This is a genomic window from Mycobacterium sp. 663a-19, assembly GCF_035616495.1.
Taxonomy (GTDB): Bacteria; Actinomycetota; Actinomycetes; order Mycobacteriales; family Mycobacteriaceae; genus Mycobacterium.
The window spans coordinates 15,177-38,494 of record NZ_JAPJAV010000009.1; the positions used below are offsets into that span (position 1 = coordinate 15,177).

The 23,318-nt window shown below is 68.0% G+C and carries 33 protein-coding genes; 30 read left to right on the plus strand and 3 right to left on the minus strand.

Features of this window, described 5'->3' with window-relative positions; all coding sequences use genetic code 11:
• Positions 1-145 precede the first annotated feature (145 nt).
• Complete coding sequence (locus OQ968_RS16795) at positions 146-1,726, minus strand: MFS transporter (RefSeq protein WP_420715937.1); 1,581 nt, start codon at positions 1,724-1,726, stop codon at positions 146-148.
• Positions 1,727-1,881: 155 nt separating this feature from the next.
• Between OQ968_RS16795 and OQ968_RS16800 the strand changes: the two genes are divergently transcribed.
• The 29 genes from OQ968_RS16800 to rplO all read left to right on the plus strand — a co-directional run bounded on the left by OQ968_RS16800 (position 1,882) and on the right by rplO (position 19,549).
• Positions 1,882-2,493: a helix-turn-helix domain-containing protein gene (locus OQ968_RS16800; protein ID WP_324679839.1), complete on the plus strand. Its 612-nt coding sequence runs from the start codon at positions 1,882-1,884 to the stop codon at positions 2,491-2,493.
• Positions 2,494-2,849: 356 nt separating this feature from the next.
• Positions 2,850-3,155, plus strand: a complete 306-nt coding sequence (gene rpsJ, locus OQ968_RS16805; protein WP_003873519.1) for a 30S ribosomal protein S10 — start codon at positions 2,850-2,852, stop codon at positions 3,153-3,155.
• Positions 3,156-3,169: 14 nt separating this feature from the next.
• Positions 3,170-3,823, plus strand: a complete 654-nt coding sequence (gene rplC, locus OQ968_RS16810) for a 50S ribosomal protein L3 (protein WP_324679850.1) — start codon at positions 3,170-3,172, stop codon at positions 3,821-3,823.
• Positions 3,823-4,497 (plus strand): 50S ribosomal protein L4, encoded by a 675-nt coding sequence (gene rplD, locus OQ968_RS16815; RefSeq protein WP_324679851.1) that lies wholly within the window; start codon positions 3,823-3,825, stop codon positions 4,495-4,497. The genes rplC and rplD overlap by 1 nt, the downstream gene beginning before the upstream one ends.
• Positions 4,497-4,799 carry a 50S ribosomal protein L23 gene (rplW, locus tag OQ968_RS16820; RefSeq protein ID WP_324679852.1) on the plus strand — a complete coding sequence of 101 codons (303 nt, stop codon included), beginning with the start codon at positions 4,497-4,499 and terminating at the stop codon, positions 4,797-4,799. Before rplD ends, rplW begins: the two co-directional genes overlap by 1 nt.
• A 27-nt stretch (positions 4,800-4,826) precedes the next feature.
• Positions 4,827-5,669, plus strand: coding sequence for a 50S ribosomal protein L2 (rplB, locus tag OQ968_RS16825; RefSeq protein WP_324679853.1), 843 nt, complete (start codon positions 4,827-4,829; stop codon positions 5,667-5,669).
• 15 nt (positions 5,670-5,684) lie between these two features.
• Positions 5,685-5,966, plus strand: coding sequence for a 30S ribosomal protein S19 (rpsS, locus tag OQ968_RS16830; protein WP_003873514.1), 282 nt, complete (start codon positions 5,685-5,687; stop codon positions 5,964-5,966).
• Positions 5,963-6,538, plus strand: a complete 576-nt coding sequence (rplV, locus tag OQ968_RS16835) for a 50S ribosomal protein L22 (RefSeq protein WP_324679857.1) — start codon at positions 5,963-5,965, stop codon at positions 6,536-6,538. The genes rpsS and rplV overlap by 4 nt, the downstream gene beginning before the upstream one ends.
• Positions 6,538-7,368 (plus strand): 30S ribosomal protein S3, encoded by an 831-nt coding sequence (rpsC, locus tag OQ968_RS16840; RefSeq protein ID WP_324679859.1) that lies wholly within the window; start codon positions 6,538-6,540, stop codon positions 7,366-7,368. Before rplV ends, rpsC begins: the two co-directional genes overlap by 1 nt.
• A 3-nt stretch (positions 7,369-7,371) precedes the next feature.
• Entirely contained in the window at positions 7,372-7,788 is a 417-nt protein-coding gene (rplP, locus tag OQ968_RS16845) for a 50S ribosomal protein L16 (protein ID WP_324679862.1), read from the plus strand.
• A complete protein-coding gene (gene rpmC / locus OQ968_RS16850; RefSeq protein WP_324679864.1) occupies positions 7,788-8,021 on the plus strand; it encodes a 50S ribosomal protein L29 in 234 nt (77 codons plus the stop codon). The genes rplP and rpmC overlap by 1 nt, the downstream gene beginning before the upstream one ends.
• Positions 8,018-8,410 carry a 30S ribosomal protein S17 gene (gene rpsQ / locus OQ968_RS16855; RefSeq protein WP_324679866.1) on the plus strand — a complete coding sequence of 131 codons (393 nt, stop codon included), beginning with the start codon at positions 8,018-8,020 and terminating at the stop codon, positions 8,408-8,410. The genes rpmC and rpsQ overlap by 4 nt, the downstream gene beginning before the upstream one ends.
• Positions 8,411-8,566: 156 nt before the next feature.
• Entirely contained in the window at positions 8,567-10,921 is a 2,355-nt protein-coding gene (locus OQ968_RS16860) for an arylsulfatase (RefSeq protein WP_324679868.1), read from the plus strand.
• A 142-nt stretch (positions 10,922-11,063) separates the two neighbouring features.
• Positions 11,064-11,573 (plus strand): hypothetical protein, encoded by a 510-nt coding sequence (locus tag OQ968_RS16865; RefSeq protein ID WP_324679869.1) that lies wholly within the window; start codon positions 11,064-11,066, stop codon positions 11,571-11,573.
• Between the two features lie 80 nt (positions 11,574-11,653).
• Complete coding sequence (locus OQ968_RS16870; protein ID WP_324679871.1) at positions 11,654-12,580, plus strand: DUF4436 domain-containing protein; 927 nt, start codon at positions 11,654-11,656, stop codon at positions 12,578-12,580.
• 184 nt (positions 12,581-12,764) lie between these two features.
• Positions 12,765-13,706 (plus strand): DUF4436 domain-containing protein, encoded by a 942-nt coding sequence (locus OQ968_RS16875; protein WP_324679873.1) that lies wholly within the window; start codon positions 12,765-12,767, stop codon positions 13,704-13,706.
• 30 nt (positions 13,707-13,736) lie between these two features.
• Positions 13,737-14,621, plus strand: a complete 885-nt coding sequence (locus OQ968_RS16880) for a formylglycine-generating enzyme family protein (protein ID WP_324679875.1) — start codon at positions 13,737-13,739, stop codon at positions 14,619-14,621.
• Between the two features lie 15 nt (positions 14,622-14,636).
• Positions 14,637-14,837, plus strand: a complete 201-nt coding sequence (locus OQ968_RS16885; protein ID WP_324680202.1) for an AbrB/MazE/SpoVT family DNA-binding domain-containing protein — start codon at positions 14,637-14,639, stop codon at positions 14,835-14,837.
• Positions 14,834-15,214, plus strand: a complete 381-nt coding sequence (locus OQ968_RS16890; protein WP_324679877.1) for a type II toxin-antitoxin system VapC family toxin — start codon at positions 14,834-14,836, stop codon at positions 15,212-15,214. Before OQ968_RS16885 ends, OQ968_RS16890 begins: the two co-directional genes overlap by 4 nt.
• Before the next feature lie 174 nt (positions 15,215-15,388).
• Positions 15,389-15,757 carry a 50S ribosomal protein L14 gene (rplN, locus tag OQ968_RS16895; protein WP_076061527.1) on the plus strand — a complete coding sequence of 123 codons (369 nt, stop codon included), beginning with the start codon at positions 15,389-15,391 and terminating at the stop codon, positions 15,755-15,757.
• Entirely contained in the window at positions 15,758-16,075 is a 318-nt protein-coding gene (gene rplX / locus OQ968_RS16900) for a 50S ribosomal protein L24 (RefSeq protein WP_324679881.1), read from the plus strand. It begins immediately after the preceding gene.
• On the plus strand, positions 16,075-16,638 hold the full coding sequence (gene rplE / locus OQ968_RS16905; protein WP_324679883.1) for a 50S ribosomal protein L5: 564 nt from the start codon (positions 16,075-16,077) through the stop codon (positions 16,636-16,638). The genes rplX and rplE overlap by 1 nt, the downstream gene beginning before the upstream one ends.
• A 4-nt stretch (positions 16,639-16,642) precedes the next feature.
• Positions 16,643-16,828, plus strand: a complete 186-nt coding sequence (locus tag OQ968_RS16910) for a type Z 30S ribosomal protein S14 (protein ID WP_011739072.1) — start codon at positions 16,643-16,645, stop codon at positions 16,826-16,828.
• A gap of 15 nt (positions 16,829-16,843) precedes the next feature.
• Entirely contained in the window at positions 16,844-17,242 is a 399-nt protein-coding gene (gene rpsH / locus OQ968_RS16915) for a 30S ribosomal protein S8 (protein WP_324679894.1), read from the plus strand.
• Between the two features lie 17 nt (positions 17,243-17,259).
• The gene (gene rplF, locus OQ968_RS16920; RefSeq protein ID WP_324679896.1) at positions 17,260-17,799 is read left to right on the plus strand and encodes a 50S ribosomal protein L6; all 540 of its coding nucleotides are present in this window, start codon (positions 17,260-17,262) and stop codon (positions 17,797-17,799) included.
• 41 nt (positions 17,800-17,840) lie between these two features.
• Positions 17,841-18,209: a 50S ribosomal protein L18 gene (gene rplR, locus OQ968_RS16925; RefSeq protein ID WP_324680204.1), complete on the plus strand. Its 369-nt coding sequence runs from the start codon at positions 17,841-17,843 to the stop codon at positions 18,207-18,209.
• Between the two features lie 22 nt (positions 18,210-18,231).
• Positions 18,232-18,909: a 30S ribosomal protein S5 gene (gene rpsE, locus OQ968_RS16930; protein ID WP_324679898.1), complete on the plus strand. Its 678-nt coding sequence runs from the start codon at positions 18,232-18,234 to the stop codon at positions 18,907-18,909.
• Positions 18,906-19,112, plus strand: coding sequence for a 50S ribosomal protein L30 (gene rpmD / locus OQ968_RS16935; protein WP_324679900.1), 207 nt, complete (start codon positions 18,906-18,908; stop codon positions 19,110-19,112). Before rpsE ends, rpmD begins: the two co-directional genes overlap by 4 nt.
• The gene (gene rplO, locus OQ968_RS16940; RefSeq protein WP_324679902.1) at positions 19,109-19,549 is read left to right on the plus strand and encodes a 50S ribosomal protein L15; all 441 of its coding nucleotides are present in this window, start codon (positions 19,109-19,111) and stop codon (positions 19,547-19,549) included. Before rpmD ends, rplO begins: the two co-directional genes overlap by 4 nt.
• Positions 19,550-19,621: 72 nt before the next feature.
• Here rplO and OQ968_RS16945 read toward each other — a convergent pair whose 3' ends face one another.
• Complete coding sequence (locus OQ968_RS16945; protein ID WP_324679904.1) at positions 19,622-20,548, minus strand: LLM class flavin-dependent oxidoreductase; 927 nt, start codon at positions 20,546-20,548, stop codon at positions 19,622-19,624.
• Positions 20,549-20,586: 38 nt separating this feature from the next.
• Here OQ968_RS16945 and sppA point away from each other — a divergent pair, with 38 nt between their 5' ends.
• On the plus strand, positions 20,587-22,392 hold the full coding sequence (sppA, locus tag OQ968_RS16950) for a signal peptide peptidase SppA (RefSeq protein WP_324679906.1): 1,806 nt from the start codon (positions 20,587-20,589) through the stop codon (positions 22,390-22,392).
• A gap of 3 nt (positions 22,393-22,395) precedes the next feature.
• Here sppA and OQ968_RS16955 read toward each other — a convergent pair whose 3' ends face one another.
• Complete coding sequence (locus OQ968_RS16955) at positions 22,396-23,310, minus strand: class I SAM-dependent methyltransferase (RefSeq protein WP_324679908.1); 915 nt, start codon at positions 23,308-23,310, stop codon at positions 22,396-22,398.
• Between the last annotated feature and the right edge of the window lie 8 nt (positions 23,311-23,318).

A 23,318-nucleotide genomic window follows, 5' to 3' on the forward strand; every position in this document is an offset into this window, starting at 1 on the left:
ACATCCACCTCATCCTGCGAGATGATCTGCACGTGTCGATATACATTTCTGATACCAGAACAAGCAGATCGTTTCAAGTGTCTGCGGGACAGTTGTTGTTCTGTCGCACCGGCTTTGGGGTCTGCGGCCGGGGACGGCCCGGCGGCTAACCGCGGCGGGAAAGGAGCCGGCGCACCGGGCGCAGCTGTTGGCCGTCGCGTCCGGGAGCCCACAGCCCGATCAACACCGCGGCGACGGCGACGATCGCCGCCATCGCGATCGTGGAGGCGTGCATGGCGGCGAGGAACGCGGCCTTGCTGACCTCGGCCAGCTGGGTCCCCCGCGGCCCGAGCCGGCCGGCCACCTCGACCGCCTTGGCCAGCGAATCGGTCGCCGGCCCGCGGACCGGCGCGGGGAAGTCCGCGAGCTTCGGCGCGAGCTCATGGGAATAGCGTCCGGCCAGGATGGAGCCGGCCACCGCGATTCCCAGCGCCCCGCCCATCTCCCGCGAGGTGTCGTTCACCGCGGAGGCGACGCCCTGCTTCTCGTCGGGAACCGCCCCCATGATCGCCGAAGTCGTCGGCGCGGTGCATATTCCGATCCCCGTGGCCAGTATCAATGTCGGCCAGGCGAATTCGGCATACGTCGAATGCAGGTCCAACCAGTACATGCACCCGAAGCCGGCGGCCATCAACAGCGTGCCGACGAACAGCACCAGCCGCAGGCCCAACTTCGGCACGTACCAGAAAGACAGCGCCGAGCAGATGCCCAGCGGCACCATGAACGGACCGAAGGCGAGCGCCGTCGTCAGCGCCGAGTAGCCCATGATCTGCTGCACGTACTGCATGCCGACGAAGAAGAAGCCGAACGTCGCGCCGAACAGGATGACGATCGCCGCGACCCCGGTGGCGAAATTGGGGTCGGCGAACAGTCGAACGTCCAGAAGTGGGTGTCGCTCGTGCAGTTCGACAACGCCGAACACCACCGCGAGGACGGCACCGGTGACGAGTCCGCCCCACACCAGCGGATCGCTCCAGCCCCGGTTGGGCGCGTCCAGGATGGCGAACACCGCGACCGCCACCGCCGCACCGATGAGGACCGCGCCCGGCCAATCGACTCGGGGAGCGTCGGTTTCGCGTGACGACGACACCGTGCAGCCGAGGGCGAAGATCACCAGCCCCGCGACGCCCAGCGACCAGAAGATGGCGTGCCAGTCCCAAAAGCGAAGCAGCAGGCCCGAACCGAGCATGCCGAGCACCCCGCCGGAACCGGCCGTGCCGGCCCACCAGCCGACGGCCTTCATCCGATCCTCTTTCGGGTAGCCCACGGTGAGCAGCGACAGCGTCGCGGGCATCACCAGCGCGGCGCCGACCCCGGCCACCGCCCGCCCCGCGATGATCTGCAGCGGGTCGTGCAGAATCGCCGGCGCGGCCGAGCCGACCGCAAACGCCAGCAGGCCGGCGAGCAGCGCGCCCCGCCTGCCGTAGCGGTCGCCGATGGCCCCGGCCGGCAGCAGCAGGCAGGCCAGCGCCAGGGTGTATCCGTCCACTACCCAGGTCAGCTGCGTCTGCGTGGCCGAGGTGGCCACCGCGAGGTCTCCCAGCGCGGTGTTCAACGCCGTCATCGACGCGACGACCAGTGCCACACCCATGCACGCCACAGCCAGCGTCCAGGCTCGGGCCCGGGGGCTACCGCCGATGCTTCTCGGATCAGTACGCTGGTCGGGCCGGAAAAGGGTTTCGACCATGGGATGCGCCTCCTTGTGGCGGCGTAGCGGAATTTTGAGACTAACCGTCTCGTAGATAGACCAATAGTCTCGTTTTCAAACAGGCTCGAACAGGGAGGTGGCTCACAATTACCGAGGGGAGTACCGATCCCCGGCCGGCGCGGTCCCGGGCCCGTTTGCTCGAAGCCGCGGCGGCGCTGCTGCGCTCCGGGGGTCCCAGCGCGGTGACCGTCGATGCGGTCACGCGCAGCGCCAACGTGGCCAGGGCCACCCTGTATCGCCACTTCCCGAGCGGTAACGATTTGCTGGCGGCGGCGTTCAACAGCCTCATACCGCCGTCGCCGACGCCGCCGGCCGAGGGCTCGCTGCGGGATCGGCTGATCGCGCTCGTGCTGGCCCAGGCCGAGGCGGTGGCCCAGGCGCCGGCGGTCATGACCGCCATGTCGTGGTTGGCCCTCGGTCGCGACCTCGAGGAGATGCCGGAACCGCGCCGCAACCGGACCACCGACAGCGCCTCGATCACCACGTTGCGCGAACGTATCGCCGCGCAGTACGCGGCCCCGTTCGACGCCGTGTTCGACAGCCCGGAGGCCGCCGCCGAGCTGGGGGAGGTCGACCGATCGCGCGCCATCGCGTTGCTGATCGGCCCGCTGGTGCTGGGGCGCCTGTCCACCCTGCCGGATTTCGACTACCGCGAGTGTGCGCGCGCCGCCGTCGACGGCTTCCTGCACGTTCAGCGTGCGCAGAACAGGGCCGCCGCGGCGACCACCGAAACCGCCGGCGCCTGACCCCGCTGAGGTTTGCCGGAGATTTGGCCCCAAATTTTGAACGGGCCGCGGTCGTCAGGCATACTGTTCAGGTTGTCTTGCGCCGGGTTTAGGCCTGGCCGGGCATACGACCAGCGCCCAACCGGGCGCGTCCGGTCCCATCCTTGGAACGCGACCAATTTCGGCCCTGAAATGGGCGCGCCAAGGCTGCGTGAGGGTGACACACCCGACCGCGGGGGCCGGTGGACCACGACAGGTAAACAGCGGCGCAGTATCCGGCGCGACGCTCGATCGGCCCCGACGGGGCGGGTCGAATCCGCGCGCCGGGGGCACCAGGTCCGGACACGGACCTCGAGTGGAGTGAGGGTAGGAGAAGCGTGGCGGGACAGAAGATCCGCATCAGGCTCAAGGCCTACGACCATGAGGCTATCGACGCATCGGCGCGAAAGATCGTCGAGACCGTCGTCCGCACGGGTGCCAGCGTCGTAGGCCCGGTGCCGCTGCCGACCGAGAAGAACGTGTATTGCGTCATCCGGTCCCCGCATAAGTACAAGGACTCGCGAGAGCACTTCGAAATGCGGACCCACAAGCGGTTGATCGACATCCTCGACCCCACGCCGAAGACCGTCGACGCGCTGATGCGCATCGACCTTCCGGCCAGCGTCGACGTCAACATCCAGTAGGAGATCCAGAACTGATGGCAAGAAAAGGCATCCTGGGTACCAAGCTGGGCATGACGCAGGTGTTCGACGAGAACAACAGGGTTGTGCCGGTGACGGTGGTCAAGGCCGGCCCCAACGTGGTGACCCGCATCCGCACGCCGGAGCGCGACGGCTACAGCGCCGTGCAGCTGGCCTACGGGGAGATCAGTCCCCGCAAGGTCAACAAGCCGGTGACGGGCCAGTACGCCGCGGCGGGCGTCAACCCGCGCCGCTACCTGGCCGAGCTGCGCCTGGACAACCCGGACGCTGCGGCCGAATACGAGGTCGGTCAGGAGTTGACGGCCGAGATCTTTGCCGACGGCGCCTACGTCGACGTCACCGGCACGTCCAAGGGCAAGGGCTTCGCCGGCACCATGAAGCGGCACGGCTTTCGCGGTCAGGGCGCCAGCCACGGCGCCCAGGCGGTGCACCGCCGCCCGGGTTCCATCGGCGGATGCGCCACTCCCTCGCGGGTTTTCAAGGGCACCCGGATGGCCGGCCGGATGGGCAACGACCGGGTGACCGTGCAGAACCTGTTGGTGCACAAGGTCGATCCCGAGAACGGCGTGCTGCTGATCAAGGGTGCGATCCCCGGGCGCACCGGTGGGCTCGTGATGGTCCGCAGCGCGATCAAACGAGGTGAGAAGTGATGGCCGCCAAGAGCCTGAAGATCGATGTCAAGACGCCGGACGGCAAGGTCGAGGGTTCCGTCGAGCTGCCCGCCGAATTGTTCGATGCGCCGGCCAATATCGCGCTGATGCACCAGGTGGTCACCGCGCAGCGGGCGGCGGCGCGCCAGGGCACGCACTCGACCAAGACGCGCGGCGACGTCCGCGGCGGGGGCCGCAAGCCCTACCGGCAGAAGGGAACCGGGCGAGCCCGGCAGGGCTCGACGCGGGCCCCGCAGTTCACCGGTGGTGGCGTCGTGCACGGCCCCAAGCCGCGCGACTACAGCCAGCGCACGCCCAAGAAGATGATCGCCGCGGCGCTGCGCGGCGCGCTGTCCGACCGGGCGCGCAACGGGCGCATCCACGCGGTCACCGAGCTGGTGTCGGGTCAGGCCCCGTCGACCAAGAAGGCCAAGGCGTTTCTGGGCACCCTGACCGAGCGCAAGCAGGTGCTCGTCGTCATCGGCCGCAGCGACGAGGCCGGCGCCAAGAGCGTGCGCAACCTGCCCGGTGTGCACGTCCTGGCGCCCGACCAGCTCAACACCTACGACGTGTTGCGCTCCGACGACGTGGTGTTCAGCGTCGAGGCGCTCAACGCCTACATAGCCGCCAGTACTGCCACCAATACGGCCAGCACCGAGGAGGTTTCGGCCTGATGGCGACCGTCACCGATCCCCGCGACATCATCCTGGCCCCGGTCATCTCCGAGAAGTCCTACGGGCTGCTTGACGACAACGTGTACACCTTTGTGGTGCACCCCGATTCGAACAAGACGCAGATCAAGATCGCCGTCGAGAAGATCTTCTCGGTCAAGGTCGCATCGGTGAACACCGCCAACAGGCAGGGCAAGCGCAAGCGCACCCGGACCGGTTACGGGAAGCGCAAGAACACCAAGCGCGCCATCGTCACGCTGGCGCCGGGCAGCAAGCCGATCGACCTGTTCGGTGCACCGAGCTAGGCGCGCGAGAGAAAGACCTGATTAGACATGGCAATTCGCAAGTACAAGCCGACGACCCCGGGCCGTCGCGGCGCCAGCGTGTCCGACTTCGCCGAGATCACCCGGTCGGAGCCGGAGAAGTCGTTGGTGCGCCCGCTGCACGGCCACGGCGGGCGTAACGCGCACGGCCGGATCACCACCCGTCACCGCGGCGGTGGGCACAAGCGCGCCTACCGGGTGATCGACTTCCGCCGCAACGACAAGGACGGCGTCAACGCCAAGGTCGCCCACATCGAGTACGACCCGAACCGCACCGCCAACATTGCGCTGCTTCACTACCTGGACGGCGAGAAGCGCTACATCATTGCCCCGCTGGGACTCTCGCAGGGTGACGTGGTGGAGTCGGGCGCCAACGCCGACATCAAGCCGGGCAACAACCTGCCGTTGCGCAACATCCCGGCCGGTACCCTGGTGCACGCCGTGGAGCTGCGCCCGGGCGGTGGCGCGAAGCTCGCGCGGTCGGCCGGGTCGAGCATTCAGCTGCTCGGCAAGGAGGGCAGCTACGCGTCGCTGCGCATGCCCAGCGGCGAGATCCGCCGGGTCGACGTGCGTTGCCGTGCGACGGTCGGCGAGGTGGGCAACGCCGAGCAGGCAAACATCAACTGGGGCAAGGCCGGTCGCATGCGGTGGAAGGGCAAGCGTCCCTCCGTGCGCGGCGTGGTCATGAACCCGGTGGACCACCCGCACGGCGGCGGCGAGGGCAAGACCTCCGGTGGCCGTCACCCGGTCAGCCCGTGGGGTCAGCCCGAGGGCCGCACCCGTCATCCGAACAAACAGAGCAACAAGCTCATCGTCCGCCGCCGGCGCACCGGCAAGAAGCACTCGCGGTAAGAGGAGTAGCCAGCCATGCCACGCAGCCTGAAGAAGGGCCCGTTCGTCGACGGCCACCTGCTCAAGAAGGTGGACGCGCAGAACGAGAAGAACACCAAGCAGGTCATCAAGACCTGGTCCCGGCGTTCCACGATCATCCCGGACTTCATCGGCCACACGTTCGCCGTGCACGACGGGCGCAAGCACGTCCCGGTGTTCGTCACCGAGGCGATGGTCGGCCACAAGCTGGGTGAGTTCGCGCCGACGCGAACCTTCAAGGGGCACATCAAGGACGACCGAAAGGCCAAGCGCCGATGAGCACCACCACGGAATTTCCTTCGGCGGTCGCCAAGGCACGGTTTGTGCGGGTGTCGCCGAGAAAGGCGCGCCGGGTCATCGACCTGGTGCGCGGCCGGTCGGTGGCCGATGCGCTGGACATCTTGCGCTGGGCGCCGCAGGCGGCCAGCGAGCCGGTCGCCAAGGTGATCGCCAGCGCCGCGGCCAACGCGCAGAACAACAACGGGCTGGACCCGGCGACCCTGGTGGTCGCCACCGTCTACGCCGACGAGGGCCCGACGGCCAAGCGCATCCGTCCGCGCGCGCAGGGCCGCGCGTTCCGCATCCGCAGGCGCACCAGCCACATCACCGTCGTGGTGGAAAGCCGGCCGGCAAAGGACCAGCGGTCGGCCAAGTCGAGCAGGGCGCGTCGCGCCGAGGCCAGCAAGGCCGCCGCCAAGGCCCCGGCCAAGAAGGCGCCGGCCAAGAAGGCGCCGGCCAGCAAGGCGGCCGCGAAGAAGGCGCCCGCCAAATCGGCGGCCAAGAAGGCACCGGCAAAGAAAGCACCCGCGAAGGCGTCTGAGGCTTCTGAAGCGAAGGGAGGCTCAGACTAGTGGGCCAGAAGATCAATCCGCACGGCTTCCGGCTGGGCATCACCACCGACTGGAAGTCGCGCTGGTACGCCGACAAGCAGTACGCCGAGTACGTCAAGGAGGACGTCGCGATCCGTCGGCTGCTGTCCACCGGCCTGGAGCGCGCCGGCATCGCCGACGTGGAGATCGAGCGCACCCGCGACCGGGTCCGGGTGGACATCCACACCGCCCGCCCGGGCATCGTGATCGGCCGCCGCGGCACCGAGGCCGACCGGATCCGCGCCGACCTGGAGAAGCTGACCGGCAAGCAGGTGCAGCTCAACATCCTCGAGGTGAAAAGCCCTGAGTCCCAAGCGCAGTTGGTGGCCCAGGGCGTCGCCGAGCAGCTGAGCAACCGGGTGGCGTTCCGCCGCGCGATGCGCAAGGCCATTCAGTCGGCGATGCGCCAGCCGAACGTCAAGGGCATCCGGGTGCAGTGCTCGGGCCGCCTCGGCGGCGCGGAGATGAGCCGTTCGGAGTTCTACCGCGAGGGCCGCGTGCCCCTGCACACCCTGCGCGCCGACATCGACTACGGCCTTTACGAAGCCAAGACCACCTTCGGCCGGATCGGCGTGAAGGTGTGGATCTACAAGGGCGACGTCGTCGGCGGCAAGCGCGAATTGCCCGCCGCCGCACCGGCGGGCGCCGAGCGTCCGCGCCGCGAGCGGCCGTCGGGCACCCGTCCGCGGCGCAGTGGCGCGTCGGGCACCACGGCGACCAGCACCGAGGCCGGCCGCGCGGCGGGCGGCGAGGAGCAGGCCGCCGCGCCGGAAGCCGCGGCGCCCGTTGAAGCGCAGAGCACGGAGAGCTGAATCATGTTGATTCCCCGCAAGGTCAAGCACCGCAAGCAGCACCATCCCCGCCAGCGCGGCATCGCCAGCGGCGGCACGCAGGTGAACTTCGGCGACTACGGCATCCAGGCCCTCGAGCACGCCTACGTCACCAACCGGCAGATCGAGTCCGCCCGTATCGCCATCAACCGGCACATCAAGCGTGGCGGAAAGGTGTGGATCAACATCTTCCCGGACCGCCCGCTGACCAAGAAGCCCGCGGAAACCCGAATGGGTTCGGGTAAGGGCTCGCCGGAGTGGTGGGTGGTCAACGTCAAGCCCGGTCGGGTGCTGTTCGAGCTCAGCTACCCCAACGAATCGGTCGCCCGGGCGGCGCTCACCCGCGCAATCCACAAGCTGCCGATCAAGGCACGCATCGTCACCCGAGAGGATCAGTTCTGATGGCAGTGGGCATTTCGCCTGGCGAACTGCGTGAGCTCACCGACGAGGAGCTGACCGAGCGCCTGCGCGAATCCAAGGAGGAGCTGTTCAACCTGCGCTTCCAGATGGCGACGGGACAGCTCAACAACAACCGCCGGCTGCGCACGGTGCGCCAGGAAATCGCGCGCGTCTACACCGTGCTGCGGGAACGAGAACTGGGCCTGGCTTCCGGGCCCGACGGTAAGGATTCGTGATGGCAGAAGCTAAGAAGGCCGCCGCCAAGGCCGCGAAGGCGGCCAAGGCGCCCGAGAAGGCCGCCCCCAAGAAGGCCGCCGCGAAGGAAACCGCGGCGAAAGACAAGGGCCCCCAGCACACCCCGCGCGCCCCGAGGACGCGTGGCCGGCGCAAGACCCGCATCGGTTACGTGGTGAGCGACAAGATGCAGAAGACCATCGTGGTCGAGCTCGAAGACCGGATGCGACACCCGCTGTACGGCAAGATCATCCGGACCACCAAGAAGGTCAAGGCGCACGACGAGAACAGCACCGCCGGCATCGGGGACCGGGTGGCGCTGATGGAGACGCGTCCGCTGTCGGCGACCAAACGCTGGCGGCTCGTCGAGATCCTCGAGAAGGCCAAGTAGCGCCGGACTCACCCTCGGCGAGCAGTCGCAAAAGCCCCATTTTGGACCGAAAATGGGGGCTTTTGCGTCTTCTCACGAATACTCAGCTGATTGCTACCCGGCGCGTGTAATGTCCACGGACGTTCGGTAAGGCCACCCTGGGAGTGAGGCTGTCCAATGACGTCGACCGGCTTCAACGGCAAGATCGCGCTGGACATCCGTGACTCGGAGCCGGACTGGGGACCGTACGCGGCGCCGACCGCGCCGCCGAACTCGCCGAATGTCCTCTATCTGGTCTGGGACGACACCGGCATCGCGACCTGGGACTGCTTCGGCGGCTTGGTCGAGATGCCCGCGATGACGCGGATCGCCGAGCGCGGGGTGCGGCTGTCGCAATTCCACACCACCGCGCTGTGCTCGCCGACGAGGGCGTCATTGCTGACCGGTCGCAACGCCACCACCGTCGGGATGGCCACCATCGAGGAATTCACCGACGGCTTCCCGAACTGCAACGGCCGCATTCCGGCCGACACCGCGCTGCTCTCCGAAGTGCTAGCCGAACGTGGCTACAACACCTACTGCACCGGCAAGTGGCATCTGACGCCGCTGGAGGAGTCCAGCATGGCGTCGACCAAGCGGCACTGGCCGACCTCGCGCGGTTTCGAACGGTTCTACGGGTTCCTGGGCGGCGAGACCGACCAGTGGTATCCCGACCTGGTCTACGACAACCACCCGGTGAATCCGCCGGGCACGCCGGAGGACGGCTATCACCTGTCCAAGGACATCGCCGACAAGACCATCGAATTCATCCGCGACGCCAAGGTGATTGCGCCCGACAAACCGTGGTTCAGCTACGTGTGCCCCGGGGCGGGCCACGCGCCACACCACGTCTTCAAGGAATGGGCCGACAAGTACGCCGGCCGGTTCGACATGGGCTATGAGCGCTACCGCGAGATCGTGCTTGAAAAGCAGAAGTCGATGGGCATCGTGCCGCCGGACACCGAACTGTCGCCCGTCAACCCGTATTTGGATGTGACGGGACCGCAAGGCCAGCCGTGGCCCATGCAGGACACGGTGCGGCCGTGGGACTCGCTGGGCGACGAAGAGAAGAAGCTGTTCAACCGGATGGCCGAGGTGTTCGCCGGCTTCCTGAGCTACACCGATGCCCAAATCGGCCGAATACTGGACTATCTCGAGGAATCCGGCCAACTGGACAACACCATCATCGTGGTGATCTCCGACAACGGCGCCAGCGGCGAGGGCGGCCCGAACGGATCGGTCAACGAAGGCAAGTTCTTCAACGGCTACATCGACACCGTCGAAGAGAGCATGAAGCTGTTCGACCACCTCGGTGGACCGAAGACCTACAACCACTACCCGATCGGGTGGGCGATGGCCTTCAACACGCCCTACAAGCTCTACAAGCGCTACGCCTCGCACGAGGGCGGCATCGCCGACACCGCGATCATCTCCTGGCCCAAGGGGATTGCCGCGCACGGCGAGGTGCGCGACAACTACGTCAACGTGTGCGACATCACGCCGACGGTCTACGACCTGCTGGGCATGACACCGCCGGATACCGTCAAGGGCATCCCGCAGAAGCCGCTCGACGGGGTGAGTTTCAAAGCGGCCCTTGCCGATCCGAACGCCGACACCGGAAAGGAAACCCAGTTCTACACCATGCTGGGCACCCGGGGGATCTGGCACCAGGGCTGGTTCGCCAACACCATTCATGCGGCGACGCCCGCGGGGTGGTCGCATTTCGACGACGACCGCTGGGAGCTGTTCCACATCGAGGCCGATCGTAGCCAATGTCACGACCTGGCCGCCGAGCAACCCGAGAAGCTGGAAGAGCTCAAGGCGCTGTGGTTTTCCGAGGCCGCCAAGTACAACGGTCTGCCACTGTCGGACTTGGACCTGATGGAGACGCTGACACGTTTCCGCCCCTACCTGGTCGACGAACGGGCCAGCTACACCTACTACCCCCACTGCGCGGACGTCGGCATCGGGGCCGCCGCCGAGATCCGCGGCCGGTCGTTTGCGGTGCTGGCCGACGTGACCGTGGACACCACCGGCGCCGAAGGCGTGCTCTTCAAGCAGGGCGGCGCGCACGGCGGGCACGTGCTGTTCATCCAGGACGGGCGGTTGCACTACGTCTACAACTTCCTCGGCGAGCGGCAGCAGGTGGTTTCGTCGTCGGATCCGGTGCCGTTGGGCAGGCACGTGTTCGGCGTCAGCTATTCGCGGACCGGAACCGTGCCCAACAGCCACACTCCGCTCGGTGACCTCACGCTGTTCGTCGACGACAAGGAGGTCGGCAGGCTCGCCGACGTGAGCACCCATCCGGGGACGTTCGGGCTGGCCGGTGCGGGCATCACGGTCGGGCGCAACGGCGGTTCGGGGGTGTGCAGTCGCTACAAGGCGCCGTTCGAGTTCACCGGCGGCACCATCGCCCAGGTCAATATCGACCTGTCGGGCCGGCCGTACGTGGACGTGGAAGCCGAAGTTGCGCTTGCGTTTTCGCGCGACTGAAGTCTTGGCGCTGTGCTTGCTGGCAGTCCCGGCGGCGGGGTGCGAGAAGACCACTGCGGGCAGGGCCATCGGTGGGACCGGCTCGTCGTCGACAACCACAACGATCTCGCGACCGTCCGATCCGGCGGAGCCGGTGCCGGGCGTGGAAGTCACACTGCCCGACCACATCCCGCCCGATGCCATCGTGTGCATGCCGCCACCCCCGGCCAGCGGCAGCATGGCAAGGGCTTTCGTGGCGGACCCACGGGCGCCCCTCATCGTCCTCCCGCTGCCGGACGGCTGGAATCCGGTTCCCGGCACCGGCGACGTGGCGCTCACGTCGACCGGGCCCGACGGCATGTCGGTGAAGGTGACCATCACCCCGACGGACCTCGATCCCGGCGGCGCGTTCCTGCGCTACGCCACCGATCTGCGCACCGCCAAGCCGGGCGTCAAGGTCAACGTCGCACCGGCCCAGTTCTGCGGCTACAGCAGCCAGCTGCTGAGCGGCACCGTCCCCGGCGCCGTCGACTTCGCCGACCGCATCACCCACATCTGGACCAACACCAAGGCGTACCTGGTGGTCATCCATCTGCAGGGCCCCGCCGGAACGCCGGGCTTCGAGGCGGCGAAATCTACGGTGATGCAACAATTCGCGGTCGTAATCCCCTGAAAACCGTGTGCCGGACGCCTCCGCTGGCTAGCATCTGAGCCCATCTTCGACGGCTTCCAACTGCTCAGGGAGGACCACCAATGACCGCTGGACCGATGCCGCCGCCCGCGCCGCCCGGAGGGCGCGCACGCCGAATCGCGATCGCATTCGCGATTCTGGTGGCCGTCATCGTCGTCTACGTCCTGTCCCTGATCGCCGTGCACCTGTTGGCCAAATCGGCGCCTCCGCTGCCAGCGGTGGACCTGAGCAAGGTCGAGGCCGAGGACAGCGTTGTGCAGGTGCGCCTGGAGAAGCTGGACACCGTGGCGAATCGCTTGACGGTGAATGTCCTTGTCTATCCGAAGGATTCGCTGTACGACAAGAACTTCGGCGTGCTCACCACCGACGCGGCGGTGCGGCTGTATCCGGAGAACGACCTGGGCGACCTGCAGTACCCGGTCGGAAAGGCGCCGGCGCAAGTCAGCACCACGATCGCGGCGCAGGGCGACCCGGGCAACTGGCCGTTCGACTCGTACCGGACGGAGGTGATCGCGGCCGACGTGTTCACCGGTTCCGGCCCGAACCGCGAAAAGGCCCCGGCCCGTGTCGAAGTCATCGGGCATCTGGACGGCTGGGACGCCACCGTCACCCGTGTACACGACCCCGACGATCCCAACCCCGACGTGCAGGACAACGTGACGATCACGCTGCAGAGGGCCAAGGGCCCGCTGATCTTCGATGTCGGCATCTGCCTGGTCCTCATCGCCCTGCCCGTGTTGGCCTTGTGGGTGGCCATACCCGTCGCGCTGGGCCGGACGTCGTTCCTGCCGCCGATGACAACGTGGTACGGCGCGATGCTGTTCGCCATCGTCCCGCTGCGCAACATCCTGCCGGGCAGCCCCCCGTACGGATCGTGGATCGACCAAGCCATCGTGCTGTGGGTGCTGATCGGGTTGGTCGCCGCGATGGCACTGTTCCTGCTCGGCTGGTGGCGCCAGCGGGATCGAAAGCAGTCGACCAAGACCTGATCGCCGCGGATCCGGCGCGCGCCCCGGATTTCGCTGGCTGGTGAACAACGGCTGCGTAGGCCGACGCAAATCACCTATTGAGGGGGGAAGTTTCGATGTCTCGCGGGGACGGCGCCGGTTCGCTACGATCTAATCCTTGTGCGCTCGCCCCGCCGAGCGCCACAACCCCTCGGAGGTGTTGACGATGACCCAGGCTCCCCCCGCACCGCCGCCCTCGACACCTCCCACGCCGGAACAGCCGCCGGCGGCGCCGTCAGAGGCGGCCCCCACCCGGCGCAAGCGCCGCAAGGCAGTCGCTTTCGGCCTCCTCGCGGCCTTCGTCGTCTACGGCCTGTCGCTGTTCGGCGTCCACCTGCTTTTCAACGCGGCGGGACCGATCAAGCCACCGGACCTCAATGCGACCGACGACACCGTCGTGCTGGTGCGCATGGAGAAGCTGGATACGGTTGCGAATCGCCTCTCGGTGAAAGTGCTTGTCATTCCCCAGGACAAGATGTTCGACAAGCGCCTCGATGTGCTGACCACCGACACCGCCGTGCGCATGGATCCGCCAAACGATCTGGGAGACCTGGTCTACCCGGCGGGTAAGTCGCCGGCACAGGTCGCCACCACGATCGAGGCACATGGCAATCCCAACAACTGGCCGTTCGACTCCTACAGCACCGACACCCTTTCCGCCGAAGTGCTCGTCGGCCAGGGTGATGCCCGCCAATACGTACCGGCCCGGGTGGAAGTCACCGGGCAGCTGGAAGGCTGGGAGGTCAGCGTCCGCCGCGTCGGCGAAGCGAGCCAGGAATCGGACCGCGGCGACAACGTGATCATCACGTTGCACAGGTCCAAGGGCACGCTGATCTTCGACGCGGGAATCTGCCTGGTGCTCTTCACCCTGCCCGCCTTGGCGGTGACGATCGCCACCCTGATGCTGATGGGGAAGCGGAAATTCGCGCCGCCGTTCGGGTCGTGGTTCGCCGCGGTACTGTTCGCCGTCATCCCCATCCGCAACTTCCTGCCGGGCTCGCCGCCCGCGGGCGCCTGGGTCGACCAGGCCCTGGTGCTCTGGGTGCTGATAGCGCTGGTGGTGGCGATGATCCTGTTCTTTGTCACCTGGTATCGACGAACCGATTAGCGCGGTCGGTGGGCGCCCTACCCTGAAGGGGTGCTCACCGAACTGGTCGAATTACCCGGCGGATCGTTCCGCATGGGCTCGACGAGCTTTTATCCCGAGGAAGCGCCGATCCACACCGTGACCGTCGCCCCGTTCGCGGTGGAGCGGCACCCGGTGACCAACGCGCAATTCGCCGAATTCGTCAGTGCCACAGGCTATCTGACGGTCGCCGAGCAACCGATCGACCCGGCGCTGTATCCGGGCGCGAATCCCGACGACCTGTGTCCGGGCGCGATGGTTTTTCGCCCGACGCCCGGCCCGGTCGACCTGCGTGACTGGCGGCAGTGGTGGGACTGGGCGCCCGGTGCGAACTGGCGTCATCCGTTCGGCCCGGACGGCCCCGACAGCGCCGCGCCGGACCGAGCCGATCACCCCGTTGTCCAGGTGGCCTATCCGGACGCCGCGGCCTACGCGCGCTGGGCCGGGCGGCGGCTGCCGACCGAGGCCGAGTGGGAGTACGCCGCCCGCGCCGGCACCACCACGACCTATTCGTGGGGGGACGAGGAGCGGCCCGGCGGCCGGCTGATGGCCAACACCTGGCAGGGCAGGTTCCCGTACCGCAACGACGGCGCGCTCGGCTGGGTGGGCACGTCGCCGGTGGGGACGTTTCCGTGCAACGGGTTCGGCCTGATCGACATGATCGGCAATGTCTGGGAGTGGACCGCGACCGAGTTCGCCGCGCACCACCGGCTCGATCAGCCGCCGAAGGCGTGTTGCGCGCCATCGGTGCCGGCCGATCCGGCGGTCAGCCAGACGCTGAAGGGCGGTTCGCACCTGTGCGCTCCGGAGTACTGCCATCGCTACCGGCCGGCGGCGCGGTCACCGCAATCGCAGGACACCGCGACGACCCACATCGGGTTCCGCTGCGTGTCGTAAGGCTGCGCGGCCCGGATACCCGCCGACATCCGCGAGGCGCTCGGGCTGTCGCCGGGTGATCAGGTGCACGTCCGCCTCGACGGCCCACGGATCGACCTGGAAAGACCCGCGGATGCGATCGACGAACTCCGCGGGCTGGGCCGGGGAAGGGCGCCGAATCGTTCCCTGGTGGACGAGCTCATCGCCGAGCGGCGCGCCGAGGCGCACGACAATTGACCGCTCTTGACGCGTCGGCGCTGCCGGCACTGATCCACGAGGAGCCCGGCGCCGACCTGGTCGCCGGGGCGATGACCGGTTCGGTCATCGGCACCCCGAATCTTGCCGAGGTCGTCGGCAAACTGGTCGAGGCGGATATCGACGCCTCGGGCATCCGCCAGCTTGTGGTCGCCGCCGGCGTCACCATCGAACCGTTGACCGCCGACGACGCGGAGCTCGCCGGTGCCCTGCGCGCCATCACCGGCGGAAAACGGCTCTCCCTCGGCGACCGATGCTGCCTTGCCCTGGCCATCCGCAGTTCGCCCCCGATCGTCATGACCGCCGACCGTGCCTGGGCCAGCCTCGACCTGCCGATCGAGGTTCGGGCCATCCGCTAGGCAATTATCGGCGAAATTTGGCCCTGAGCTGGTCGTCCCCTAGACTCTAGGGGTTGCCTTGGGCAGACCTCGGCCGGTGCAAATCGGCCCCGCGTGCCCTTCGGCCACACAGACCGCGCACGTCAGGTTTTGGGTTTCCCCTGCCGTGCACACGCAACCAGGTCAGGAGATCGAGTGATTCAGCAGGAATCGCGGCTGAAGGTCGCCGACAACACCGGCGCCAAGGAGATCTTGTGCATCCGGGTGCTTGGCGGTTCGTCGCGGCGCTACGCCGGCATCGGTGATGTCATCGTTGCCACCGTGAAGGACGCCATTCCGGGCGGCAACGTCAAGCGTGGCGAGGTCGTCAAGGCCGTCGTGGTGCGCACCGTCAAGGAGCGCAGGCGCCCCGACGGCAGTTACATCAAGTTCGACGAGAACGCCGCGGTGATCATCAAGCCCGACAACGACCCGCGCGGTACGCGCATCTTCGGGCCGGTCGGTCGCGAACTGCGCGAGAAGCGATTCATGAAGATCATCTCGCTGGCTCCGGAGGTGCTGTAGATGAAGGTCCACAAGGGCGACACCGTGCTGGTGATCGCGGGTAAGGACAAGGGCGCCAAAGGCAAGGTCCTGCAGGCCTACCCGGACCGCAACCGGGTTCTGGTCGAGGGCGTCAACCGGATCAAGAAGCACACCCCGATTTCCACGACGCAGCGCGGAGCCCGGTCGGGCGGAATCGTCACCCAGGAGGCGCCGATCCACGTTTCCAACGTGATGGTGGTCGACTCGGACGGCAAGCCCACCCGGGTCGGCTACCGGGTCGATGAGGAGACCGGCAAGCGGGTCCGTATTTCCAAGCGCAACGGCAAGGACATCTGATGAGTACCGCAGAAAAGGTTCAGCCGCGCCTGAAGCAGCGCTACCGCAACGAGATTCGGGATGCGTTGCACAAGCAGTTCGGCTACGGCAACGTCATGCAGATCCCGACGGTGACGAAGGTCGTCGTCAACATGGGGGTCGGCGAAGCGGCCCGGGACGCCAAGCTGATCAACGGCGCCGTCAACGATTTGGCGCTGATCACCGGGCAACGGCCGGAGATCCGCAAGGCGCGCAAGTCGATCGCGCAGTTCAAGCTGCGCGAGGGCATGCCGATCGGCGTGCGGGTCACCCTGCGCGGAGACCGGATGTGGGAGTTCCTGGACCGCCTCACATCGATTGCGCTGCCACGCATTCGTGACTTCCGCGGGTTGTCGCCCAAGCAGTTCGACGGTGTCGGCAACTACACCTTCGGCCTGGCCGAGCAGTCGGTGTTCCACGAGATCGACGTGGACAAGATCGACCGGGTCCGCGGCATGGACATCAACGTCGTCACCTCGGCGACGACCGACGACGAAGGACGAGCGCTGTTGCGGGCCCTCGGCTTTCCGTTCAAGGAGAACTGACTAGATGGCTAAGAAGGCACTGGTTAACAAGGCCGCGCGCAAGCCGAAGTTCGCGGTGCGCGGCTACACCCGCTGCAGCAAGTGCGGCCGCCCGCGCGCGGTGTTCCGCAAGTTCGGGCTGTGCAGGATCTGCCTGCGCGAGATGGCGCACGCGGGTGAGCTGCCCGGCGTGCAGAAGAGCAGCTGGTGACAGGGGACTAACGATATGACGATGACGGACCCCATCGCAGACTTCCTGACGCGTCTGCGCAACGCCAACTCGGCGTATCACGACGAGGTGAGCTTGCCGCACTCCAAGCTCAAGGCCAACATCGCCCAGATCCTCAAGAACGAGGGATATATCAGCGACTTCCGGACCGAAGACGCCCGGGTGGGCAAGGCACTGGTCATCCAGCTGAAGTACGGGCCGAGCCGCGAACGCAGCATCGCCGGCCTGCGCCGGGTGTCCAAGCCGGGCTTGCGGGTGTACGCGAAATCCACCAATCTGCCGCGGGTGCTCGGCGGCCTGGGCGTGGCGATCATCTCGACGTCCTCGGGCTTGCTGACCGACCGTCAGGCAGCCAGACAGGGCGTGGGCGGCGAAGTCCTCGCATACGTGTGGTGAGGGGTTGAGGAAAAGCCATGTCGCGCATTGGTAAGCAGCCGATTCCGGTCCCCTCCGGGGTCGACGTCACAATCGACGGCCAGAACGTCTCGGTGAAGGGGCCCAAGGGCACGCTGGACCTGAAGGTGGCCGAGCCGATCAGGGTGTCGCGCAACGACGACGGTGCCATCGTGGTCGCCCGCCCCGACGACGAGCGGCGCAACCGCTCGCTGCACGGGCTGTCGCGCACCCTGGTGTCCAATCTGGTGACAGGTGTGACGCAGGGGTACACCACCAAGATGGAGATCTTCGGTGTCGGTTACCGGGTGCAGCTGAAGGGGTCCAATCTCGAGTTCGCGCTGGGATACAGCCATCCCGTGGTGGTCGAGGCCCCCGAGGGCATCACGTTCGCGGTCCAGTCACCCACGAAGTTCACGATTTCCGGGATCGACAAGCAGAAGGTCGGCCAGATCTCGGCGAACATCCGCCGCCTGCGCCGTCCCGACCCGTACAAGGGCAAGGGCGTGCGCTACGAGGGCGAGCAGATCCGCCGCAAGGTCGGAAAGACAGGTAAGTAGTCATGGCGAAAACACAAGCTGCCGCCGCCGTGCGAAAGCCGGTGGGGCAGAGCATATCCGAAACTCGGCGGGTCTCCCGGGTGCGCCGGCACGCACGGCTGCGCAAGAAGATCTCGGGCACCGCGGCGCGCCCGCGGCTGGTGGTGCACCGATCGGCGCGGCACATTCACGTGCAACTGGTCAACGACGAGAACGGCACCACGGTGGCCGCCGCGTCGTCGATCGAGGCCGACGTGCGCGGCGTGGACGGCGACAAGAAAGCCCACAGCGTGCGGGTCGGTCAACTGATCGCCGAGCGCGCCAAGGCCGCCGGCATCGAGAGCGTCGTGTTCGACCGTGGCGGATACACCTACGGGGGACGAATCGCGGCGCTGGCCGATGCCGCGCGCGAGAACGGATTGAGTTTCTGATGACAACTGGAAGGACCGCATGATGGCGGAGCAGCCGACCGGCGCGCAAGGCGCCCCAGAGGGCCGCGACGCACGCGGCGACGGCCGCGATTCCCGCGGCAGGCGCGACAGCGGCCGCGGCGGTCGTGATCGGGACCGTGACGGCGACAAGAGCAACTACCTGGAGCGGGTCGTTGCCATCAACCGAGTCTCCAAGGTGGTCAAGGGTGGCCGGCGATTCAGCTTCACCGCCCTGGTCATCGTGGGTGACGGCAACGGCATGGTCGGTGTCGGCTACGGCAAGGCCAAGGAGGTCCCGGCCGCGATCGCCAAGGGCGTCGAGGAGGCGCGCAAGGGCTTCTTCCGGGTTCCGCTGATCGGCGGCACCATCACGCACCCGGTGCAGGGCGAGGCGGCCGCGGGCGTGGTGCTGTTGCGTCCGGCCAGCCCGGGTACCGGTGTGATCGCCGGCGGCGCCGCGCGCGCGGTGCTGGAATGCGCTGGGGTGCGCGACATCCTGGCCAAGTCGTTGGGCAGCGACAACGCGATCAACGTGGTGCACGCCACCGTCGCCGCGCTCAAGCTGCTGCAGCGTCCCGAGGAGGTGGCCGCCCGCCGCGGACTGCCGATCGAGGACGTCGCACCCGCCGGGATGCTCAAGGCGCGACGCGAAAATGAAGCGCTGGCCAGCGCGACGGCGGCGCGGGAGGCACAGCCATGAGTCAGCTGAAGATCACCCAGGTGCGCAGCACAATCGGGACGCGCTGGAAGCAGCGCGAGAGCCTGCGCACGCTGGGGCTGCGCCGGATTCGCCATTCGGTGGTCCGGGAGGACAACGCACAGACGCGCGGCCTGATCGCGGTGGTGAGCCACCTCGTCGAGGTGGAGCCGGCCGAGACGGGCGCCGGAGGTAAGAACAAATGACACTCAAGCTGCACGACCTGAAGCCCGCGCCCGGGTCGAAAACCGCTCGTACCCGCGTCGGTCGCGGCGACGGCTCCAAGGGCAAGACCGCGGGACGGGGCACCAAGGGCACCAAGGCCCGCAAGCAGGTGCCGACGACCTTCGAGGGCGGGCAGATGCCGATCCACATGCGGCTGCCCAAGCTCAAGGGGTTCCGCAACCGGTTCCGCACCGAATACGAGATCGTCAACGTCGGTGACATCAACCGGCTGTTCCCCAAGGGCGGCACCGTCGGCGTCGACGACCTGGTCGCCAAGGGCGCCGTCCGCAAGAACTCGTTGGTCAAGGTGCTCGGCGACGGCAAGCTGACCGCCAAGGTCGACCTGTCCGCACACAAGTTCAGCGCCAGCGCCCGCGAGAAGATCACCGCCGCGGGCGGCTCGGTCACCGAGCTGTAGCTCCCCTGCGCGAGCAGACGCAAAAGCCCCCGGCGCGCCGTGCGTGCGGGGCTTTTGCGTCTGCTCGCGGGACTAGCGCAGCTGCGGAATCACTTCCGCGGCAAGGCGTTCCATCTGCTCACCGTTCTCGGCGACGTCGACGCCGACGGGGTTGAGCAGCAGCATCTGCGCCCCGGCGTCGATCACCTCGCGCAGTCCGCGCGCGACGTCGTCAGCGGTGCCCGACACGGGAACCGAATCGATGCCGGACATCTGCCCGTAGATGCGGCGCAGCCCGGCGAGCACCCGCTCGCGCGCCCGCGCGGCATCGTCGTCGATCATCAGATAGACCCGTTTGCCGATGGTGAAGTGCGTCGGGTCCTTGTGCTGTTCGTCGAGTTCGCGGCGCACGATGCCGACGGCTTCGGCGAACGCCTCGGTGGTCGACGAGCCCGCGCCCAGAAACGAGTCACCGTGGCGCACCGCCCTGGCCAGCGCCCTGGGGGCAAGCCCGCCGAACCAGATCGGGGGGTGTGGCCGCTGCACCGGCTTCGGCTGGATGGGAAGGTCGTCGACGTCACGGAACCGGCCGTGGAACGTCACCCTGGGGTCGTCGGACCAGGCCGCCTTCATCAGTTCCAGGCTCTCGGTGAAATAGCTGATGTAGGTTGCCTTTTCGACGCCGAACGCGGCGAACCTGCGAAATCCGCCGCCGGGTGCGACGCCGACGTCCAGCCGCCCGTGGGACAGCCGGTCCACGGCAGTCACGGACGATGCCAGCTGCAGCGGATCATGCAACGAGGACACCAGCACGGCGACCCCGAGGCGCAGCCGCTCGGTGCAGGCCGCGCAGTAGGCCAGCAGCTCCAGCGGCGCCAGCAGCGGCGCCTCGCCGATGATCTGCTCGAGCACCCAGCCCCCCTCGAACCCGAGTTCCTCGGCGCGCGCGAGATACAAGCGCAGCCCGGCCGCGTCGAGGCCATCGAAGTCGAGTTGGGGGATGGCGATCGAGAACCTCACCCCACCACCGTACGGCCGCCGATCGGTAGGCTGCGATCATGTTCGCCTTCCTGCCTTCGCTTCCCGGCATCGCGAAATGGGGGGACGAGGTGCGCGCCCTGGCCGGTCGCGTCGACACGGCGCGGCACCACGGCGTTCCCAACGGCTGCGTGCTCGAACTCAGCCTGCGCTCGGCGCCGCCGGAGACCTCCGGCTTCGACCCGCTGGCGATCATCACCGGGGCCGGACGGCCGCTGACGCTGCGCGACGCGGTCGCCGCGATCCACCGCGCCGCCGAGGACGACCGTGTTGCCGGGCTGATCGCCCGCGTGCCGCTCTCCGCGGCGCCGCCGGCGGCGGTTCAGGAGCTGCGCGAGGCCGTCGCGGCCTTCACCGCAGTCAAGCCGTCGCTGGCGTGGGCCGAAACGTATCCGGGCACGCTGTCGTACTACCTGGCTTCGGCATTCGGCGAGGTGTGGATGCAGCCCTCGGGCGCCGTCGGCCTGGTCGGCTTCGCCAGCAACGCCACCTTCCTGCGGGATGCACTCGAGAAGGCGGGAATCGAACCCGAGTTCGTCACGCGCGGCGAATACAAGTCGGCGGTCGACCGGTTCACCGAGGACGGGTTCACCGAAGCCCACCGCGAGGCCGTCACCAGGCTGCTGGAAAGCCTGCAAGAACAGGTATGGCGGGCGGTCGCCGAATCACGCAGCATCGATCCGGGCGGGATCGACGCGCTGGCCGACCGGGCGCCGCTGTTGCGCGACGACGCCGTCGCCTCCGGCCTGGTCGACCGGATCGGCTTCCGCGACGAGGCCTATGTGCGGATCGCGGAACTGGTTGGCGTGGAAGGCATCTCACCGGAGTTCATCGACTCCGACGACAACGCCCCACCGCGGCTCTATCTGTCGCGATACGCCGGCGCGGCCCAGTCCCGGCTGGCCCCGCCGCTGCCGCCGATCCCCGGCCGGCGGCCCAAACCCACGCTGGCCCTGGTGACCGTCGCGGGCCACATCGTCGACGGCCGCGGCGGGCCCCGGTTCCTCCCGTTCGGCCCCACGGCCGTCGGCGGCGACACGATCGCGGCGGCGCTGCGGGAGGCGGCCGCCGACGACGCGGTCTCCGCGATCGTGCTGCGGGTGGACAGCCCGGGCGGCTCGCTCTGCGCCTCCGAGACCGTCTGGCGCGAGGTGACACGGGCCCGTCGGCGCGGCAAACCGGTGGTGGCGTCGCTGGGGTCCGTGGCCGCCTCGGGCGGGTATTACATCTCGATGGGCGCCGACGCGATCGTGGCCAACCCGGGCACGATCACCGGCTCGATCGGTGTGTTCACCGGAAAGTTCGTCATTCGCGATCTGAAGGAACGGCTCGGGGTGGGCTCGGATGCCGTGCGCACCAACGCCAATGCCGATGCCTGGTCGATCGACGCGCCGTTCACGCCGCAGCAGCGGGCCCACCAGGAGGCCGAGGCGGACCTGGTCTACGCCGACTTCGTCGAGCGGGTGGCGCAGGGCCGCAACCTGAGCGTCGAAGCGGTGGATGCCGTTGCCCGGGGGCGGGTTTGGACAGGCGGCGACGCCGCCGAGCGCGGCCTGGTGGACGAACTCGGCGGGCTCAGGACCGCCGTGCGCCGGGCCAAGGTCCTGGCCGGCCTGGACGAGGACACCGAGGTGCGCATCGTCAGCTATCCGGGCGCCTCGCTGCTGGACTTCGTGCGGCCCCGGGCGTCGTCGCAACCGGCCGCGGCGTCACTGCCGGACGCGCTTGGCGCGCTGCTGGGCCGCTCGGCCGCCGGGATCCTGGAGAATGTCGGGCAGGCGCTGAGCGGCACGCGCGTGCTGTGGCTGGGGGAGTCGCGCTTCTAGCCTTCAGCCGGTGAGCCCGCCGCTGATGAAGATGATCTCGCCGAGCGGGTCGTCGTGTTCCGGGTTGGGCACCTCGATGTCGTTGCGCTTGAACAGTTCCGTGCGCGTCACGCCCTCGACGTCCCACCCCTTGGCGCGCAGATAGTCGACGACGTGGTTGCGCTCGCCGGTGTAGACCAGCGACGCCATGTCGATGTCCATGCCGTGGTCGCGGAATGAACCCGACATCTCCCGCGCCCGGTCGACGTCGAAATCGATGATGCCGGGCACGAATTCGGTCGCGATCGTGCTCCCGGGCACGCTGAGCGCGGTGATGTTGTCGAACAACCGGTCCTGGGCCTCCGGCGGCAGGTAGATCAGCAGGCCCTCGGCCAGCCACGCGGTCGGTGCGGCGGTGTCCAGCCCGGCCGCTCGTAGCGCCGCCGGCCAGTCGGCGCGCAGGTCGATCGGGACGGTGCGGCGTTCGGCGGTCGGCTGCGCGCCGAGGCCCTCCAGCGTGCTGGTCTTGAACCCGATCACGCGTGGCTGGTCGATCTCGTAGACCACGGTGCCGGCCGGCCACGGCAGCCGGAAGGCGCGCGAGTCCAATCCCGACGCGAGGATCACCACCTGGCGGACGCCGGTGCGGGTCGCGTCGATGAAGTAGTCGTCGAAGTACTTGGTGCGCACCGCCATTCCGTCGATCATGGCCTGGATGCGCGTCGGCGACGCGTTCTCGATCGCGTCCAGGTCGAGCTCGCCGTCCATCATCTTGGTGAAGAAATCCACCCCCACCGCGCGCACCAGCGGGTCGGCGAACGGGTCGTTGATCAGGCCGCGCGGGTCCTTGGTCGCCATGGCGCGGCCGGCCGCGACCATCGTCGCGGTCGCGCCCACGCTGGACGCGAGATCCCAGTTGTCGTCGTGAGCGCGTGGCATGGGCCGTA

Bases quoted from the DNA above. Each gene is read 5' to 3' on its own strand.
- OQ968_RS16795 (WP_420715937.1), bottom strand. From the start codon at position 1,726: ATGGTCGAAACCCTTTTCCGGCCCGACCAGCGTACTGATCCGAGAAGC.
- rplC (WP_324679850.1), top strand. From the start codon at position 3,170: ATGGCAAGAAAAGGCATCCTGGGTACCAAGCTGGGCATGACGCAGGTG.
- rplD (WP_324679851.1), top strand. From the start codon at position 3,823: ATGGCCGCCAAGAGCCTGAAGATCGATGTCAAGACGCCGGACGGCAAG.
- rplW (WP_324679852.1), top strand. From the start codon at position 4,497: ATGGCGACCGTCACCGATCCCCGCGACATCATCCTGGCCCCGGTCATC.
- rplB (WP_324679853.1), top strand. From the start codon at position 4,827: ATGGCAATTCGCAAGTACAAGCCGACGACCCCGGGCCGTCGCGGCGCC.
- rpsS (WP_003873514.1), top strand. From the start codon at position 5,685: ATGCCACGCAGCCTGAAGAAGGGCCCGTTCGTCGACGGCCACCTGCTC.
- rplV (WP_324679857.1), top strand. From the start codon at position 5,963: ATGAGCACCACCACGGAATTTCCTTCGGCGGTCGCCAAGGCACGGTTT.
- rplP (WP_324679862.1), top strand. From the start codon at position 7,372: ATGTTGATTCCCCGCAAGGTCAAGCACCGCAAGCAGCACCATCCCCGC.
- rpmC (WP_324679864.1), top strand. From the start codon at position 7,788: ATGGCAGTGGGCATTTCGCCTGGCGAACTGCGTGAGCTCACCGACGAG.
- OQ968_RS16860 (WP_324679868.1), top strand. From the start codon at position 8,567: ATGACGTCGACCGGCTTCAACGGCAAGATCGCGCTGGACATCCGTGAC.
- OQ968_RS16870 (WP_324679871.1), top strand. From the start codon at position 11,654: ATGACCGCTGGACCGATGCCGCCGCCCGCGCCGCCCGGAGGGCGCGCA.
- OQ968_RS16875 (WP_324679873.1), top strand. From the start codon at position 12,765: ATGACCCAGGCTCCCCCCGCACCGCCGCCCTCGACACCTCCCACGCCG.
- rplX (WP_324679881.1), top strand. From the start codon at position 15,758: ATGAAGGTCCACAAGGGCGACACCGTGCTGGTGATCGCGGGTAAGGAC.
- rplE (WP_324679883.1), top strand. From the start codon at position 16,075: ATGAGTACCGCAGAAAAGGTTCAGCCGCGCCTGAAGCAGCGCTACCGC.
- OQ968_RS16910 (WP_011739072.1), top strand. From the start codon at position 16,643: ATGGCTAAGAAGGCACTGGTTAACAAGGCCGCGCGCAAGCCGAAGTTC.
- rpsH (WP_324679894.1), top strand. From the start codon at position 16,844: ATGACGATGACGGACCCCATCGCAGACTTCCTGACGCGTCTGCGCAAC.
- rplF (WP_324679896.1), top strand. From the start codon at position 17,260: ATGTCGCGCATTGGTAAGCAGCCGATTCCGGTCCCCTCCGGGGTCGAC.
- rpsE (WP_324679898.1), top strand. From the start codon at position 18,232: ATGGCGGAGCAGCCGACCGGCGCGCAAGGCGCCCCAGAGGGCCGCGAC.
- rpmD (WP_324679900.1), top strand. From the start codon at position 18,906: ATGAGTCAGCTGAAGATCACCCAGGTGCGCAGCACAATCGGGACGCGC.
- rplO (WP_324679902.1), top strand. From the start codon at position 19,109: ATGACACTCAAGCTGCACGACCTGAAGCCCGCGCCCGGGTCGAAAACC.
- sppA (WP_324679906.1), top strand. From the start codon at position 20,587: ATGTTCGCCTTCCTGCCTTCGCTTCCCGGCATCGCGAAATGGGGGGAC.
- OQ968_RS16955 (WP_324679908.1), bottom strand. From the start codon at position 23,310: ATGCCACGCGCTCACGACGACAACTGGGATCTCGCGTCCAGCGTGGGC.